This is a genomic window from Bacillus sp. CIS52 (genome assembly GCF_053545315.1).
This window is the reverse complement of the sequence record NZ_JBIUFR010000005.1, coordinates 64,529-80,670: the sequence shown is the minus strand read 5'-3', so window position 1 is coordinate 80,670 and position 16,142 is coordinate 64,529. Positions and strand designations below refer to the sequence as shown.

General features: G+C 47.6%; 17 protein-coding genes. 2 read left to right on the top strand and 15 right to left on the bottom strand.

Features of this window, described 5'->3' with window-relative positions:
• Position 1: 1 nt before the first annotated feature.
• Complete coding sequence (locus ACH32G_RS16230) at positions 2-436, bottom strand: Lrp/AsnC family transcriptional regulator (protein ID WP_045926223.1); 435 nt, start codon at positions 434-436, stop codon at positions 2-4.
• A 176-nt stretch (positions 437-612) separates the two neighbouring features.
• Between ACH32G_RS16230 and ACH32G_RS16225 the strand changes: the two genes are divergently transcribed.
• On the top strand, positions 613-903 hold the full coding sequence (locus tag ACH32G_RS16225) for a DUF3817 domain-containing protein (RefSeq protein WP_013351048.1): 291 nt from the start codon (positions 613-615) through the stop codon (positions 901-903).
• Between the two features lie 38 nt (positions 904-941).
• Here the strand turns inward: ACH32G_RS16225 and ACH32G_RS16220 are convergent, their stop codons facing one another.
• The 9 genes from ACH32G_RS16220 to ACH32G_RS16180 all read right to left on the bottom strand — a co-directional run bounded on the left by ACH32G_RS16220 (position 942) and on the right by ACH32G_RS16180 (position 12,065).
• Entirely contained in the window at positions 942-1,751 is an 810-nt protein-coding gene (locus tag ACH32G_RS16220) for a lipid II flippase Amj family protein (protein ID WP_045926225.1), read from the bottom strand.
• Positions 1,752-2,249: 498 nt separating this feature from the next.
• A complete protein-coding gene (locus ACH32G_RS16215) occupies positions 2,250-2,672 on the bottom strand; it encodes a pyridoxamine 5'-phosphate oxidase family protein (protein ID WP_016937218.1) in 423 nt (140 codons plus the stop codon).
• A 6-nt stretch (positions 2,673-2,678) separates the two neighbouring features.
• Positions 2,679-3,302 (bottom strand): GNAT family N-acetyltransferase, encoded by a 624-nt coding sequence (locus ACH32G_RS16210; protein WP_448814583.1) that lies wholly within the window; start codon positions 3,300-3,302, stop codon positions 2,679-2,681.
• Between the two features lie 87 nt (positions 3,303-3,389).
• On the bottom strand, positions 3,390-3,893 hold the full coding sequence (locus tag ACH32G_RS16205; RefSeq protein ID WP_045926228.1) for a D-lyxose/D-mannose family sugar isomerase: 504 nt from the start codon (positions 3,891-3,893) through the stop codon (positions 3,390-3,392).
• A gap of 12 nt (positions 3,894-3,905) precedes the next feature.
• Complete coding sequence (locus tag ACH32G_RS16200) at positions 3,906-4,766, bottom strand: SDR family oxidoreductase (protein ID WP_016937221.1); 861 nt, start codon at positions 4,764-4,766, stop codon at positions 3,906-3,908.
• A 158-nt stretch (positions 4,767-4,924) separates the two neighbouring features.
• Positions 4,925-6,439, bottom strand: a complete 1,515-nt coding sequence (locus ACH32G_RS16195) for a class I adenylate-forming enzyme family protein (RefSeq protein ID WP_448814582.1) — start codon at positions 6,437-6,439, stop codon at positions 4,925-4,927.
• 220 nt (positions 6,440-6,659) lie between these two features.
• Positions 6,660-8,744: a BglG family transcription antiterminator gene (locus tag ACH32G_RS16190; RefSeq protein ID WP_099744422.1), complete on the bottom strand. Its 2,085-nt coding sequence runs from the start codon at positions 8,742-8,744 to the stop codon at positions 6,660-6,662.
• A gap of 300 nt (positions 8,745-9,044) precedes the next feature.
• Positions 9,045-9,947 carry an aldo/keto reductase gene (locus tag ACH32G_RS16185; RefSeq protein WP_016937225.1) on the bottom strand — a complete coding sequence of 301 codons (903 nt, stop codon included), beginning with the start codon at positions 9,945-9,947 and terminating at the stop codon, positions 9,045-9,047.
• Positions 9,948-10,061: 114 nt separating this feature from the next.
• The gene (locus tag ACH32G_RS16180; protein WP_448814581.1) at positions 10,062-12,065 is read right to left on the bottom strand and encodes a penicillin-binding transpeptidase domain-containing protein; all 2,004 of its coding nucleotides are present in this window, start codon (positions 12,063-12,065) and stop codon (positions 10,062-10,064) included.
• A gap of 155 nt (positions 12,066-12,220) precedes the next feature.
• Between ACH32G_RS16180 and ACH32G_RS16175 the strand changes: the two genes are divergently transcribed.
• Entirely contained in the window at positions 12,221-12,541 is a 321-nt protein-coding gene (locus tag ACH32G_RS16175; RefSeq protein ID WP_016937227.1) for an antibiotic biosynthesis monooxygenase family protein, read from the top strand.
• On the opposite strand, the gene ACH32G_RS16170 is transcribed toward ACH32G_RS16175, so the two are convergent.
• The 5 genes from ACH32G_RS16170 to pxpB form a co-directional block, all read right to left on the bottom strand.
• Entirely contained in the window at positions 12,512-12,727 is a 216-nt protein-coding gene (locus tag ACH32G_RS16170; protein WP_395941101.1) for a YczI family protein, read from the bottom strand. The two genes, ACH32G_RS16175 and ACH32G_RS16170, sit on opposite strands and share 30 nt — an antisense overlap.
• A gap of 196 nt (positions 12,728-12,923) precedes the next feature.
• Positions 12,924-13,565 carry a GDSL-type esterase/lipase family protein gene (locus ACH32G_RS16165; protein WP_016937229.1) on the bottom strand — a complete coding sequence of 214 codons (642 nt, stop codon included), beginning with the start codon at positions 13,563-13,565 and terminating at the stop codon, positions 12,924-12,926.
• 64 nt (positions 13,566-13,629) lie between these two features.
• Entirely contained in the window at positions 13,630-14,379 is a 750-nt protein-coding gene (locus ACH32G_RS16160) for an IclR family transcriptional regulator (protein ID WP_448814580.1), read from the bottom strand.
• A gap of 18 nt (positions 14,380-14,397) precedes the next feature.
• The gene (locus ACH32G_RS16155; protein ID WP_448814579.1) at positions 14,398-15,411 is read right to left on the bottom strand and encodes a 5-oxoprolinase subunit C family protein; all 1,014 of its coding nucleotides are present in this window, start codon (positions 15,409-15,411) and stop codon (positions 14,398-14,400) included.
• On the bottom strand, positions 15,408-16,139 hold the full coding sequence (pxpB, locus tag ACH32G_RS16150; protein ID WP_448814578.1) for a 5-oxoprolinase subunit PxpB: 732 nt from the start codon (positions 16,137-16,139) through the stop codon (positions 15,408-15,410). The genes ACH32G_RS16155 and pxpB overlap by 4 nt, the downstream gene beginning before the upstream one ends.
• Positions 16,140-16,142: the final 3 nt, after the last annotated feature.

The window sequence follows — 16,142 nt, the reverse complement described above, 5'->3', positions numbered from 1 at the left end:
TCTAATCGAGGACGTTTTTTGTGTCAATTTCTGAGAAAATGACGTGGGTCACGGTTTGGGCATACGGAGAGGTGCGGTCGATGAAGTGTTCGATCGTTTCCAGGCTGTCCGCGTTCATCTTCAGCATATAACACGCCGCGCCGGCAATCCGAAAACAAAATTCAATGTTGGGAATGGATTGAATGTAGGTTTTAAATTGATCGTATTTTCCGTTTTTCACTGTTGCTTCGACAATGCAGGAAACGGGAAGCCCGATCTTTTTTTGATCAATGTCCAGCGTATAGCGCTTAATAACGCCGAAAGATTCAAGCTGCCTGACACGCTCTGTGACCGACGGGGCTGACAATTTGATTTTTCTGCCCAGCTCCCGCATGGACAGGCGGCTGTCCCGCTGCAGCTCTTTGATGATGCTCAGATCAACATTATCTAGTTTCATGACTGTAGTCCTTTCTTACCTTTTTGGCTATATTATCAAGAGAAATCCGAAAAATGACAAGAATAACAATCTGAAATGAGGAAGGTTTTTTCAGGAACAGACGCGAAATGGTCATATTAGGACTGCCCATTGCTTATAGTATAGAGGAAAAAAGATGTCTGACAGGAGGGAATTGTATGTTACACACGCCGATCGGCAGGCTTCGCACGATGGGTTTTATTGAAGGCATGTCGCTTTTGGTGCTGCTGTTTATCGCGATGCCGCTGAAGTATTGGGCTCATCATCCGCTCGCCGTCACCATTGCCGGCTCCATTCACGGCGGTTTGTTTATCATTTATTTGGCAGTGCTGGCGTATGCGGCGTTTACCGTCAAATGGCATGTGAAATGGTCAGCCGCCGGTTTTATCGCGGCCTTTATCCCGTTCGGCAATTTTATTTATGATCGCGGCCTGAGAAATTATAAATGAAAAGCTCCTCTTTTTTGCAGAGGAGCTTTTTTTATGCGTTACATCCATTTCGTCACCCAGGCGATATAATAAGCGCCGGGGAGGAATACGAGCTGGGCGAGAAGCGTGCCCGCGACCCTTGAGGTCACCATCGTCAATGATGTCCATTTTAAGGAGACATAGCTGCGCTTGCCCTTCGCCACATCGTCTGCCAGTACGGATACTTTCGGATCAACAAACACGGCCAACAGCATGGTCGCAATCCCGTTGATTAAACCTGATGCCATCACCGCCGTCGTGCTGTGCTCAGGCGCCAGAAGGCCGGCATACAGAGCGGACAGGACGCCGATCGTGTAAATGGACGTAATGACCATATTAATGACAAACAAGCGTTTCGGGATCATTCGGAATTGAAGCCCTTTTAAATAGGAGACGGACGGACGTCTGATATAAGAACGCGCATGCTTCAGCCCGTTCAGTGAAAACCCTTTTTTAAATACCTGCATGACGGAGCCTCCTCCGTCCGCCAAGTGTATAATCGCCCGGGTGAATAACGCGACGAATGTCGGCAAAAGACAGATGCCGAGTATCGTTCCGACCGTGGAGCCGAAGATTAAAAACCGAAACTGAGCGCCCACAATAGAAAGAGCGTTTGATCCGGCGGCATCAATCAGGTGTCCGGTAAACGGCTGCTGGACCATGTTTGACATGCGCGATACGATGACCATGACATTAAATAATGACAGCGCGGACGCGATAAATCCGACTCTCGCGCCGGAAAGCCGTGTTGCATAAGCAAGCGTTTCAATCGAATGTATCAGCAGCAGAAAACAGAAGATAAACAGTACTTGTGAAGTCATAACGTGCAATGTATGATTCCTCCAAATCTTTTCATACTGATTAGACTCTGCAGACTGCGGCGAGGTTTCGGCCGGTCAAATAAAAAAACCGCCCGGATGTCCGGTGCGGTTTTGTCTTATTCTTTTCTTACGCAAATAAATAATATATGGTTTCCCGCCTTAGCCCGCGGGTGATTCGTAAATTACAGTTCCGAGAATCATTCTTCGAAAGTAAACACCATGGAAGTTCTTGAACACAAGACAACGAAAGCCCTACCTCTCAATCGTCACTGCGGCTCCGAAGCCGCGCCGGTGTGAATTGTAAAACAAAAAGTCTTTTTTCCATCTCTTCGTTAGGGGCGAATAGTCAGAAGGAAAAGAATAAGCTCAGCTTTTTTTCAAGCTGTCCGTTGAAGCCTGAAGCTTCTATATCAAAACAGAAAAAAGAAGTTTACTTTCTTTTTTATTTGCATGTTGTCACTTAGCAGTTAATTATAACAGATTGCCCCCGAATGATCAAATGATTTATTAAAGTTCCAGCTCGGCCGGCGTTTTTTCACCCGCGTTCATGAGCTTAATCTGCTTCGGTTCAATTTCAAGAATCACCAGGTTCGGATCGTCTTTTCCGTCAAACCAGCGTTCCAGTTTCGAATCCCACAGCTTTTCTTTTAAATCTGCTGAGTTGTTCAGTTTGGCGGTTCCGGCCACTTCCACATAAGCGTCACCGAATCCGTCACAGTCATACCCTAACAGAATATGAACATTCGGATTGTTTTCAATTTCTTCCGCTTTATGAGTGTCTTTGCTCGTCGGCGTATAAATTGTTAAGCCGTCATGGAAAAATGTCATGTAGCGTGAATGCGGCTTGCCTTGCTCTACTGTCGCAAGCGAACCGACTTTATGATGATCCAGTACTTCAAGCACTTTTTCTTTGATTTCATTTTGATTCATGAAGAATCACTCCTTTTTAACGTCTCCGCTGTTACTTTTCCACATTGGGGAGACATTTAAACCAAGAAATGTGCTCTTCTGCCGTTCTTCGCTCCATTCCCGCTTCAGCATGCTGTAATTCACCGTGTCATGGTATGCGCCCTGTACGAAAATGCCTTCTCTCGTCAGTCCTTCTTTCTGAAATCCGAGCCGTTCCGCCACCGCCCTGCTTTTCGTGTTTTTTTCAGCGGCGCTGATCATGATGCGGTTCAGCCCGAGGCCCTGAAATGCATGGGTGATAACCGCCCGGCAGCTTGCTGTGATGATGCCGAATCCTTCATGCTCCCGATCCAGCCAGTAGCCGATCTCTGCTTTTTGATTGACTGTATCGACATTATGGATGCTGATCATGCCGCAAAACCGGCCCTTTACAAAAATTCCGGCGTCGAAACCATTCTCTTCCGCGTATTTATAGCGCCATTCCGGAATGATCACATCGCGGTACGTATCGATATCAGCCAGTTCTTCCGCCCAGCTGAGCCATTCGCTGAGATGGTTTTGATTTCGCTTCATAACAGAATACAATTGGTTTGTATCTTCTTTGGTAAGCAATCTGATCGTCAGATGTTCCCGGATTTGACAGGAAAACACGATCACACCTTCTTTCCTTTATTAGCCATTATACAGGTAAATTCATTTTTTTCCATACAAAAAAAGATGAGGCGAGCAGCCTCATCTTTAAATGCGCGGGTCGGTAAAAATGTCGTGATCATCCGTGCTTGGCGATGACATTTCCGTAACGACGGCCCCATCTTCTCCCGCTTGGAACCAATGTTTCGTATCCGGCGGAATGGTGTATTGTCCGCCCGGTTCCAGCACAATTTCATTCCAGACGGTGTAGTATTCCTTATCTTCTTCCGGCGGGAGGACGCTTGGGTTCTCTGCCTTTTCGCCTTCCACGTAGAGATACACCTTCCCCCAGCGGCAGCGGAATGTCTCTTGTTTTCCCTTTTCGCCGCCGACCGGCGGATGACGGTGTTCCGGACACGTCTGGCGCGGGAAGAGCACCAATTCTTTTGAACAGTAGCGGTCGGTATTCACATAAATAAACAGCTGAAGCCCGGTTTCCTCAAGCTTGCCTAAGCCGTAATCCATGATTTGAATATCTTCGACTTCATCATCAGTCAGAACGATTCCCGCTTTTTGATAGTATGCATTTACGTCTTGCTTCGATATTGTCATGCTTCAGCCTCCTTATGTGGTCACAAATCTGCCGCCGTTGACATGCAGCGTCTGTCCGGTCATATAAGATGATTCATCTGAGGCCAATAGCACATAGCAGCCGACATGCTCAACAGGCTGGCCTGCCCGGCCCATCGGTGTATCCTGACCGAAGGAAGCGACGGTTTCTTCCGAGAATGTCGCCGGAATAAGCGGTGTCCAGATCGGTCCCGGCGCCACGGCGTTGACACGGATACCGTCGTTGACAAGCGCTTGCGCCATTGATCTCGTAAAACCGTTAATCGCGCCTTTCGTAGCCGTGTAGTCAATCAGCTGCGGATTGCCTGTGTATGGATTAATGGATGTCGTATTGATGATCGCGCTGCCCGGCTTCATGTAATCAATTGCTTTTTTAGTCAAATAAAATTGTGAGTAAAAGTTTGTCTTAAAGGTTCTGTGAAGCTGCTCGCTTGTAATGTCCTTAATGCTTTCTTTCGGATGCTGTTCCCCGGCGTTATTCACGAGAATATCAAGACGTCCGAATTCTTCAACCGTTTTTTCAACGGCTTCATTGCAAAAGTCTTCCTCACCGACATCGCCGGAAATTAACAGACATTTTACGCCTTCTTCTTCCACTCGTTTTTTTGTATCCTCCGCATCTCCGTTTTCATCAAAATAGACGATCGCGACATTTGCGCCTTCCTTTGCGTAAGCGACCGCTACGGCGCGTCCGATACCGCTGTCGCCCCCTGTGATAAGCGCGGTTTTCCCTTTTAGTTTATCAGCGCCTTTATATTCTTTGTATTCGTAAACAGGCGCCGGATTCATTTCGTTCTCAATGCCCGGCTGGCGGTTTTGTGATTTTGCAGGGAATTCCTTCGGATAGTTTTCCATGTCAAGTTCCTCCTTATTGTTCGTTGTCATATTTCTTGTCTACCTCTGCTGGCTTTTGGATAAACATGAATGAGACAGTTCAAAATGTTTTCGGAGAAAAATGTTTCACATGAAACGCAAGAAAAAAACCCGGCTGGCAGCCGGGTTTATGTTTTCAATTATGAACGTACCGCTTGTTTGCGGAGAACGTCTTTTCTCACTTTTCCAAGGTTGTTTTTCGGAAGTTCGCTGACGAACTCAATCTCTGGAATTTTAAAGGCAGCAAGACGTTCTTGAAGGAATCGGGTCACTTCATCTTCTGTCAGGCCTTCTCTGCCGTTTGTCACGATGAACGCTTTCGGTTTTTCACCGTAAAGCGGATCAGGGATACCGACAACCGCCGTTTCAAGAATTCCCGGCACTTGCTGAATGACCTCTTCAATCTGGTCAGGATAAATATTGTCGCCTCCGTAGATGATGACATCTTTATAACGTCCGGTGATATAGATAAATCCGTCTTCATCCACATATCCAGAATCGCCCGTATGGAACCAGCCGTCTTTCAGCACTTTCCGTGTCGCTTCTTCGTTATCTTCGTACCCTTTGAATAAAAACGGATTTGTCACAACGACTTCTCCGATTGAGCCTTGCGGAAGGACTTCGCCTGTTTCCGGATCTTCAATGCGGACGTCCACTTCTTCCATCGGTTTACCCGCGGAAGCGGCTTTATCCATTCCCATTTGCGGATTCCAAGAGCTGATGCCCCATGCTTCAGTGCTTCCGTATCCGTGCATGAGCGGAATGCCGATGTCGCGATACTGCTGGATCAGGCTGCTTGGCACCTTTGTTCCTCCAGTCATCAAATAAACGATAGAAGACATGTCAGTCTGGTGCTTTTCCCAGGCTTTCAGCAAGTATGTGTAATAGACAGGAAGCGCCATGATGGTTTGAATTTTCTCCTTTTCGATGAGCTTCAAGTTTTCTACAGGATCCTGATTGTCTGTCATAATGAATGTCGTTCCGCTCATCGTGCCGACCATCTGGCAGATAATCGCGCTCGTATGGTAATTCGGATGGCATGCTAAGAAGCGGACATTCTGCATTCTCCCCGTGTATGCCAATGTCGCTTTTACGTAGTTGTATATGCCGCCGTGAGTGATCATGCAGCGTTTCGGATTGCCAGTAGTACCCGAGGTAAACATCAGCAATGCCGTATCGTTTTCGGACACTGTTTCGACGTCCGGTGTATCGCCGGCGCCTGTCAATAAAGCGTCAAACTCAGGTGTTGTCTCCGCAGCTGTTCCGGTCACGACCTTCAGTTTAAGAGAAGATGCAAGCGCAGGAAGCACTTCTTCCATAATCTCTTTAAATTCAGTGCCGTAAAAAACAGCTTTCGGTTCACAGGCTGCTAAAATGCCTTTCATTTCATACGGTGTTAATTGCCAGCTGACCGGCACAACCACCGCTCCGATTTCAAGTGCCGCAAACATGACGATAGATGCCGCGTGGCCGTTTTTACAAAGCATCGCCACTCTGTCGTCTTTTTTTATTCCTTTATCAAGAAGCGATTGCGCAAGCTGGTTGATTCGTTTTCGATATTCCGCGTAAGTCAGGGTATGCGCACCGCTTTTTACAGCTTCGATCTCTTCGCTATTTGAAATGTCGTGCAGAATCAGATGCTGTAATGTCTCCATATTTTCATCTCCCATAATCATAAATCACAAAAAACTCTGTCAGATTTTCTTCCTCACGCAACCCATTTTAAACCAAAAAATATAACTTGTAAAACTATTTTGTTTTAGAACTATTCCATTCGTTAATGATACAATAGTCCCATGTTTTAGTTTCTTCCCTTCCCCTTACCCTCATACATACAGAAAAAAACACACCCCATATGAGGTGTGCGCCATCTGTTCAGCGCTGTCCTTTTTCCTGAATGAAATGATAGAACAGCCTGTTTAAACGTTTGTATAAATCGGCCTGATCCTCAGTCTGGAAGGCTTTTATACTGGCTTCGGATTCAATGATGGCCGAGCTGACCGCACTTAATATTTCCGATCCTTCAGCGGGCATATCAGCCGGCGCCATCATCACTAAAGCGCGGCCGACGGTCAGGGAATTTCCGTCCATGCCTTTGACACTGCATGGAGCTGTCAAATCATAAATTTTGAAAAAAGGCGTGACAATTTCTTCATTTTTGAGATGGTACAGCGCCATTGCCGTTCCCGGAATGCCGAGACCGCCCTGTTCTTCACGCTCTGCAAGGCGCTGTGCGGTTTTTTGGGCGTTATGAACCAATCCTTCTTCCTCCAGCATGGCAAACATACGGTTCAAAAACAGCTCATACGCCATGTTTGAATCAATGGATTTGATCGAAAAGTTCCGCAGCACGCTTTGGATAACCGCCGCATAATGCGCCATACGCCCGGCCGCTTCCAGCATATCAGGCGTCTCCGGCTGGTTCTCTTCTCTTCTGCCGTTTCTTTTCTTGTCAAGAATCAGCGGAATCTTTCTTTTGATGTACTGCTTGACCTGATCGGCGTCTTCTTCATTTAAAAGCGGACTGACCATGACATAATCAATGTTTTCATACGGGATCGGCACAGTGGACACGATCATGTCGTATGCGGCGGTATCACGGTCCTTCAGTTCAATAAGGGAAGACATATCAAAGGAACGGATTTCCGGGAGCTCTTTTTTCAGTCTGGATGCGAGCATTTTGGACGACCCGATGCCGCTTGAACAGACGATCAGCGCTTTGATTTTCGCTTCTTCCCGTTTGATTTCCAGGGCGGAGCCGAAGTGCAGAACGATGAAAGCGATCTCATCATCAGGGAAATGAAGCCCCGGAAAGAATTTTTCCATTCCTTCTTCTACGGCCATATACAGCAGGAAGTAGTCGCGTTTAATTTGCTGAGTCATCGGGTTGTACATGTCGATACTCTCTTTTACCCGGTTAATCGCAGGCTCGAGATGGGCGATTAAACCGTCGTATAAAGAGCCGTTTTCCGTCAGATCCATTTTAATTTTTTCTGAAATGAAGCCGATCAGCTGCTTTGTTTGCAAAGCCGTTTCAACTTCAATGTTCTCGGGCTTGAATTCGGTTTTGTATTGGCGGTTGGCGCTCCGTAAATGGATGGTGATATAGCCGATCTCAGCCTCCGGTATCGAAACGCCGAAGGCTTTTTCAAGCTCTTTTGCCATTTCGAGCGCGGAGCCGTATTCCTTCGTCTGCTGCAGCGCTTTTAGTTCAGAAGCCTCCATCGTGATGGTTTCTCCGAGTCTGATCCGCTCCATCGCAAAGGTTAAATGAACCGCCAGCGCCATATAGGAGCTGTCAGATAAGGCGATCGAAATTTTTTCCTTGAGCTGAATCAAGAGCCGGTCCATTTTCAAAAGTTCCGCTTTATTTACGACGCCGAACATTTTATCAGCAGCGTCGGGTTTTCCTTTAATATTCAATTCAACCGCTTCCAAAAAGCTTTGAATATCAAGGCGGTTGACCATGAGATTGCCGACGATTTTCCGTTTCGCATTTTCCGGCCCCGTCAGCTGAATGCCGAAGCCTCTTTTTCGGATCAGCGTCAAGCCGAAGGGCGCAATCCAAGTCTCCAGCTCATCAAGATCATAACTGATCGTCGCGTTTGTCACTTGGAGTTCGTTCGCCAGACTGTAGAGCTTGATCGGATCTTGGGACTCTAATAGTGAACATAGGATTAAAAGTTTCCGCTCCTCAGCGCTGTATTCTTGCTGTTCATAGGACAGGTCTGAAAGGAGCTTCTGTTTATCCTCCGGGTTTCCCACCGCTTTCAGTCCTTTGCCGGGCTGTTTATCAAGTGCCAAACCGAATGATTCCATCAGCGGTTTGATGGTTTTTAACTCGCGGTGAACGGTTCTTGTGCTGACTTGTAAAGCTTCCGCCAGTTCATGCACTGTTTCGTACCGGTTCTGCAGTAAAAGATGTTTCATTAATTTTTGTTCTCTCGCTGTCATATACATGAAACGCGCCTCCAGATTTTCTAGTTGTGGGGGATGCGGCACATAGGGGGTGCTTCCGGGGAAAGTGTTGTAATTAAAAATATAAAACGCTTTCAATGATTATTCAACCATTTTCTAATGGCAATTTGGCACTGGTCCGTGTGACAGTATTGAACAAGAAAAATGTGTCAGATAATATGCCGTGATGCTTGGTTCCTTTCATCTGAACGGCTATACTTCAAAGTGACCTTACTTGTTTTTAGACATTGCACACCACATAAACAAACGCCCGGGAAGATACCTTCCGGGCGTTTGTTTTGTTTATGGAATATCATAACCTTGGACACTTGTATAAACCCGAAACCATTGATCATGGCTGAGTGTGTAAGCTGATGCACGCACCGCGGCGGAAATGCGGCTCTGTTTTCCGCTGCCGACAATCGGCATGATGTCCGCCGGATGGGTGAACAGCCATGCGTACATGACTTCGTCAATGGACGCAGCGCCGATCTCTTCCTGTACGGAACGAAGCGCCGCGCGGATCCGGACGTCCTTATCTGATTGGCCTGTAAAAACGCTTCCGCCCGCAAGCGGTGACCACGCCATCGGCGGGATACGTTTTTCCTGACAGAAATCCAGCGTGCCGTCATGAATATTTTCCAGCTCGTAAGCAGAAATTTCAATTTGGTTCGTGATGAGCGGATCATCCAAATAGGATTCGAGCATTCTGTACTGGTGCGCTTTAAAGTTTGACACTCCAAAATATCTGACCTTGCCCGAGCTTTTCAGCGCATGAAACGCTTCAGCCACAGCTTCCGGGTCCATAAGCGGGTCAGGTCTGTGAATGAGCAGCACATCGAGATAATCCGTATTCAGATTCAAGAGCGACTGCTCAGCCGACGCTAAGATATGAGATTTCGACGTATTATAATGGTGCGGCTTGTTGCCGGGCCGTTCCGGCGACTCAATGACGATCCCGCATTTTGTGACGATTTCGATTTGCTCCCTTATCGAAGGTGAAAGGGACAAAGCACCGCCGAACAGCTTTTCACATGTATAACTGCCGTATATATCGGCATGGTCGAAGGTGGTAATGCCTTGGCTGATACACCATTCAATCAGATCCAGCAGCTCTGTGTCCGAATAATTCCATTCGTTCAGGCGCCAAAGCCCGTGTATCACTCTTGAAAATTCCAGGTCTTCAGCCAGTTGAATACGCTGCATGTGAAATCCCCCTTTTTCTTAGTGAGCCCTTGTCTCTCTGTTTTCAGGAATTGCCCATGCTGTTTCATTCTGCTTCGGCGGCTGATTTTCCTTTCAGCCCGCAAAAATCGTCATTTAATGATTCTGAAACTGTTTTTTTGCTTTTTCAACGACGTAATGGCTTCCGCCGCGTTTTTTGACGTCTTGAATCATCATCGCGATCAAGAGGTCTTTCTTTTTATAATCGTAGCCGACAAACCAGCCGTTTTCTTTGCCGTCTTTATCTTCTTTTGACGTTTTCAGCTCGGCTGTGCCGGTTTTTCCGGCTACGGTAATGCCGCTTACGGCCGGCTGATATGCAGAGCCGCGCGGATCTTCAACGACGCCTCTCAGCCCTTTTGTGATTTCTTCGGCATTGGCTTTGGATACCACTTGCTTATGCCAGATTTGCGGTGTTTTTTCTCCGTCTTTGATTAATGTCGGTTTGACGAGATTTCCGTCTGTTACAAATGCGGTATAATCAGCCGCTAAGTGCAGCGGAGACATCAGCATCTGTCCTTGGCCGTAGCCCGTATCTCCTAGAAGAATCTCGGAATCAAGCCTGCCATTTGCGATTGACGACTTTTCAATCGGGAATTGGTACGGAATGTCTTCGTCAAAGCCAAATGTTTTTAATCCCTTTGTAAACGCGTCCGCTCCGGCGTCTATGGCATTTTGCGCAAAGTAGATGTTGTCCGATGTAATCAGCGCACTTTCGAGATCCACTTCATTCAGGCGCTCTGATACGCGTGTGACATGGTAACCGCCCCAGCTTGAATCCTTCTGCCACTCTTTTCCGGTGATTTTTTTCTTTTCCGACGCTTTCAATGTGCCGTTTGTCAGGCCGACTGCCGCGGCAATCGGTTTAATCGTTGATCCCGGTGCATACAGCTTGTTGAATTTCGCTGAAAACGGATTGTCTTTATTTTCATTCAGCTTTTTCCATTCTTTGCCGCTCCAGCCGAAAATAAAGCCGTTCGGGTCATAAGACGGTGCGCTGACAAGCGCGAGGGTCTCTCCCGTTTGCGGTTCAAGGGCGACTGCCGCTCCGCTGTCATCTTTCATGGAATCATACAGCTTCGTCTGCGTTTTCATATCAATCGTTACATGAATATCCTGCCCGTTTTCGGCTTTCTTTTCAGCAATGACCTCTCCCGTTTGCGGGACGTAAATTTTCCAGCCGGTCGTGCCGCGCAGCTTGTCTTCGTATACATTTTCAAGGCCGGCGGTGCCGATTTTGGAGGTGTCGCTGTATTGGCCTTCTTTCGCTTTTTTCAGCTGCTCCGCTGTGATTGTTTTAATATATCCGGTCAGATGAGCCGCTTTTTCACCGTACGGATAGTAGCGGGAGCTGACTTTCGTTTTCGTCACGCCGTCTAATGCGAGCAGGCTTTTGACCTTGCTTTCATCATCCGGTCTGATTTTTTGAATCGGAACATAGGAGTCATCTTTTACCCAGCCCTGATTCAGTTTGCTTTTGATATCGTCTTCAGAAAGGTCCAGTTTTTCAGACAGTTTTTTGATCACGCTGTCTTTATCCTTGCCGAGTTTTCCAGGGATAATGCCGATTTCCGGCACCTCCGTATTCACGGCCAGGCCTTTGCCGTCTTTGTCGTAGATTTGCCCGCGCTTCGGTTCTTCATTTGCGATCTGCACGGTTTTGTCATCGGAAAGCTGTTTGAAAATAAAAGAAGGATTCCAGTCGATGTTCCATGATTCTCCATCGTCTGTTTTTTCTTTTTTCAGGACGGCCGTGTTGTCAAAGGCGACCTTCCCTGCTTTTGTATCCATGCTGACTTTATAATCGATGTGCTGAAGGTCATCTTTTTTCTTATCGTCTTCGTCCTGTTTTTCCGCAGTGACTTTCAGATTTTTGACCCCTGCTTGTTCATAAATGGTTTCATATCGTTTTACAAAATCCTTTTTGGATAGTTTTTTCTTTTCATCCTGGGTGAGGCTTTGGTACATTTTATCGTAATGACCGCCATTCCAGTCTTTTACGAAATCTTTCATTCTGTCTTCGGCTGACTCCGATTTCGAGCAGCCGATTAAACCTATGATTCCTGCGAGTAAAAGTAATAGGTATAATCCTTTTTTCACTGTCTATTCCCCTGCCTTCCAATTGTTATTTTCTCCTAAACCAAATGAGGCTTGCAAGGATTTTTTATTTATAGTGTTTTAAATTTTTATGTTTTTCAGCTATTTTTGTCCATATTTTTATACAATGTATCTATTAATAAAAGGGGGAGTTTCGAATGATCAGAGAAGCAGCCATGCTGCATGTAAAAGAAGGTCTTGAAGGAGAATTCGAAGCGGCATTTCGCCGGGCGGAGCCTATTATAGCAGGGATGAAAGGTTATCTGTCCCATTCCTTGTCCAAATGTATGGAGGAAACGCATAAATATTTGCTGCTGGTGGAATGGGAAACATTAGAGGATCATACAAAAGGCTTTCGCGGATCGCCGAAATATCAGGAATGGAAAGCCTTACTGCACCGTTTTTATTCACCATTTCCCGTTGTGGAGCATTTTCAGGATCTATCAAACTCAGATTACGTGAAGCGTAAAACCGATTAAAGAGATCGACCATACAAAAACGGCGGTATATATATTGAATTTCCCGGAGCTATCGTTTTCTTTCCATTTTTCTTCCAGCCCCTGAATGAACATGACCGCACCGAGAAACACGAGCATAATCGGCTGTATGACAGATGTATGTTCTGCATACGTAAATGCGGCAGCAGCAAGTATAATAATCAGCATCGCGAGTGACAGTTTTAAAACGCGCAGCAAAAAAATCCATCCTTTCTGTTAGCATTTTTTGAACACAATTCTATTTCTGTCTTTATCCCCCATTATTCTAGCGTACTTTTTACGCGGATAGAACGAAAGTCGGACAATTTTAAGTTTGTTTTAAGGAGAACGAAAAGCGCGCTCCCAATGAAAAGGAGCGCGCGGTTTATGAGCGGGCGAGGCTTCCGTATCCGAGCCCCCTGAGAACGCATGCCATGACTTCATATCCTCTGCCGTTAGGGTGTACGCGGTCATGAGAAAGATATTCGTTCAGCTTTCCTTTGAAAGCGCTGTGGACATCGGCAATTTTGACATGCGGCGCCGATGCGAGTGTGCTGAGGTGCGCATTATAAGAAGATATCCATTTCTCTGCAATGGAAATACCCGGGAAAGGGTTGTATAAATTGAAGACGCGGATCTCATAAGGAGACGGGTGCGGCCCTTTTAAGGCTGTGATCTTGGCTATCATCTTTTCAAAGTTCTCGTGACAGTGACTGGACACACTGGTGAACACCGAAGCGTCCGATGTTTGCTGATATTCCCGAACCGAATCGATCAAATCGTTGCCGCAGCCTGTAATGGTAATCATATCAGCAGCCTGAATCCGCCTCTGAATGTACGGCCAGGACATAAGCCCGAGAATTTCTCCCGTCTCAAGGCCAGATTTGGCAAAGATGGATACGTCGGTTTTTGTCTGTAAATCTTCTGCCATCATACGTCCGAACCGCTGAACAAAACCGGCGGAAAACGGGCCGGATCCCCTTCCCGTCGTCAAAGAATCCCCAAGCGCCGTATAAACAAGTCCCATTTTCTTTCCTCCACTCGTTACTATCGATATTGTAATGTACGCGAGTGAAGAAAAATTGGCTCGGTCAATAACCCAATTTCTCAGAAATATGCTGAGCGGCGTTTTTGACTTTTTCGGTTAAGTACGGCAGCCTGTCCTCTGAAAATCTGGCTTCAAAGCCGGCGATGCTGATTCCCGCAGCCACCTTGCCTTCGTGATTGAAAATCGGCGCCCCGATCGCCGCCGTGTAATCCTCTAATTCCGAATAGCTGATCGTATATCCTGATTGTAATGACGTTTCAATGGATTGAAGCAGTTCAGCCGGATTCGTCATCGTGCCTGAAGCGATTGCGGCAAGCTTTGTTTTCTGAATGTATGTGTCAATCTCCTCTCGCGGCAGAAACGATAAAATGCTTCTGGCGCACGCTCCCGCATACAGCGGCGACCGGCGGCCGATTGCAGTATACAGCCGTACGGTTTGCGTTCCCTCAATTTTATCGACGTAAATGGCTTCATCGCCGTCCCTCATAATCAGCTGAACGGCCTCATCCACTTCACCGCACAGCTTTTCCATCACTGGCTTGGCTATTTTCCTGATGTCCAGACGGTCAGAGACGAGCTGGCCGAGTTGTAAAAAGATCAGACCAAGCTGATAACGGCCATCCGCTGCCCGGGTGAGAAATCCCATTTCCTCCAGTGAACTTGCCATCCGGTGAACCGAGGTTTTCGGCATTTCCGATAGAGAAACCAGCTCATTTAAGCTCAGGCTCGGTTCGGTCAGGAATAAATGAAGCAGCTCCATTGATTTGATGACGGTTTTGTTTTTGTTTTCCATGACCTTTCATCCCCTTTGTCAGATCAGCCATTCCATTTTGAGTCTTGCTTTCAGCTCCTTCAGCTGCTGTTCTTTCTCCAACAGCAGCATTTCCGCTTCCTCCAGCGAAACAGCAGCGAACGTGATATGTTCCCCCGGCATCGTTTGGGCAGCAAGAGGAAGATCGGCGGATATGATATGCGCCATTCGCGGGTAGCCCCCCGTCGTCTGTCTGTCAGCCAGCAGTATAATCGGATTGCCGTCCGGCGGCACCTGCACCGTCCCGAATGTCACAGCCTCTGATACCATTTCAAGCGGCTCCCGCAATTCAAGCGGGGCGCCCTTCAGGCGGTAGCCCATTCGGTCGGATTGCGGCGTGACCGTATACGATTCTTGGTAAAAACACCGTTTTGCTTCTTCTGTAAATGCATGAAATTGAGCGCCTTCAAGCACGCGAATGACCGGATTTCTTTTCAGCGGCAGAAATCCTCTGCTGCTGACAGACCAATCAGGCGCTGAGAAACCATGCTGCCCGGGAGATTCGCTCAGACGGGCAGCGATCAGTTCCGAGCACTGCGTCATACCGCCGAGCGGCAGCTCATCATCTTTTTGCAGCGCTCTTCCGCAAAAGCCGCCGATCCCCGCTCTGACATACGTGCTTTTGCTTTCCATGACGGCGGGCACGTCAAATCCCCCCGCAACGGCAAGATAAGCGCGGCTCCCCATTTTGCACGGCCCGAATGAGACGACGCTTGTTTCCTTTATCAAAATCGGTTTCCACAGAGGAGCCGGTTCTCCATTAATATGAAAGGCGAAATCGGCCCCCGTGACGGCAATGACCGCCGGTTCTGAAAACTCAAAGGAAGGCCCGGGCCCCATGAGCGTAATTTCCAGCCCCGCCTCTGTTTCTTTATTTCCGGCAAGAAGATTGGCGATGCGCAGAGAGATTGTATCCATTGCACCGCTGCCCAGTACGCCGTATTTCTGATACCCTGTTCGGCCCGTATCCTGAATCGTCGTCAGAAGACCGGGCTTCATCACTTTCATGCTCATTCGGCTCCCTCCTTGATGCGGCTGTATTCTTCCGCTGAGATCCGGACGAATTTCACAGTATCGCCCGCTCTCAACAGGCTCGGCGGTTGTTCTTCAGGCCTGAAAAGCCGAAGCGGAGTGCTGCCGATCAGCTGCCAGCCGCCGGGGGTGGATATCGGATACACACCGGTCTGCATCCCTGCGATTCCTACTGAACCAGCCGGGATCGACGGCCTTGGCGACGCCTTTCTCGGCGCTCTGATCCGCTCAGACATTCCTCCTAAAAACGGAAATCCCGGCGCAAATCCGAGCATATAAACGAGATATTCGCCTTCGGTATGGATGCGGATGACGTCTTCCGTCGTCAGATCGTTCATCTCAGCGACGTCTTCTAAATCAGGACCGAAATCACCGCCGTAGCAAACGGGGATTTCCATCACCTGGCGCTCTTCCTGCCGGCCGGCCTTTATATGGCTGAGGCGTTCTGTCACTTCTTTCTTGACCAAAGCAAAAGGAGAGACGCCTTTTTTTATTTGTGAGACGGCATACACATCATAAAAGATCGTTAAGCTTGTGAATGCCGGAATACATTCAACGAAGCCCGGAAACGGCCGTTCTTCAATACAGGCGGCCGCCGCATGCACCCGGCTGTTGACTTCTTCGCTGATGTGCCCGCCAAAGCGGATGATAACGGCGGAATCACCGTGCGGCTGTATATCAAGCGCTGTATTGCCGCTATACTGCTTCATTGT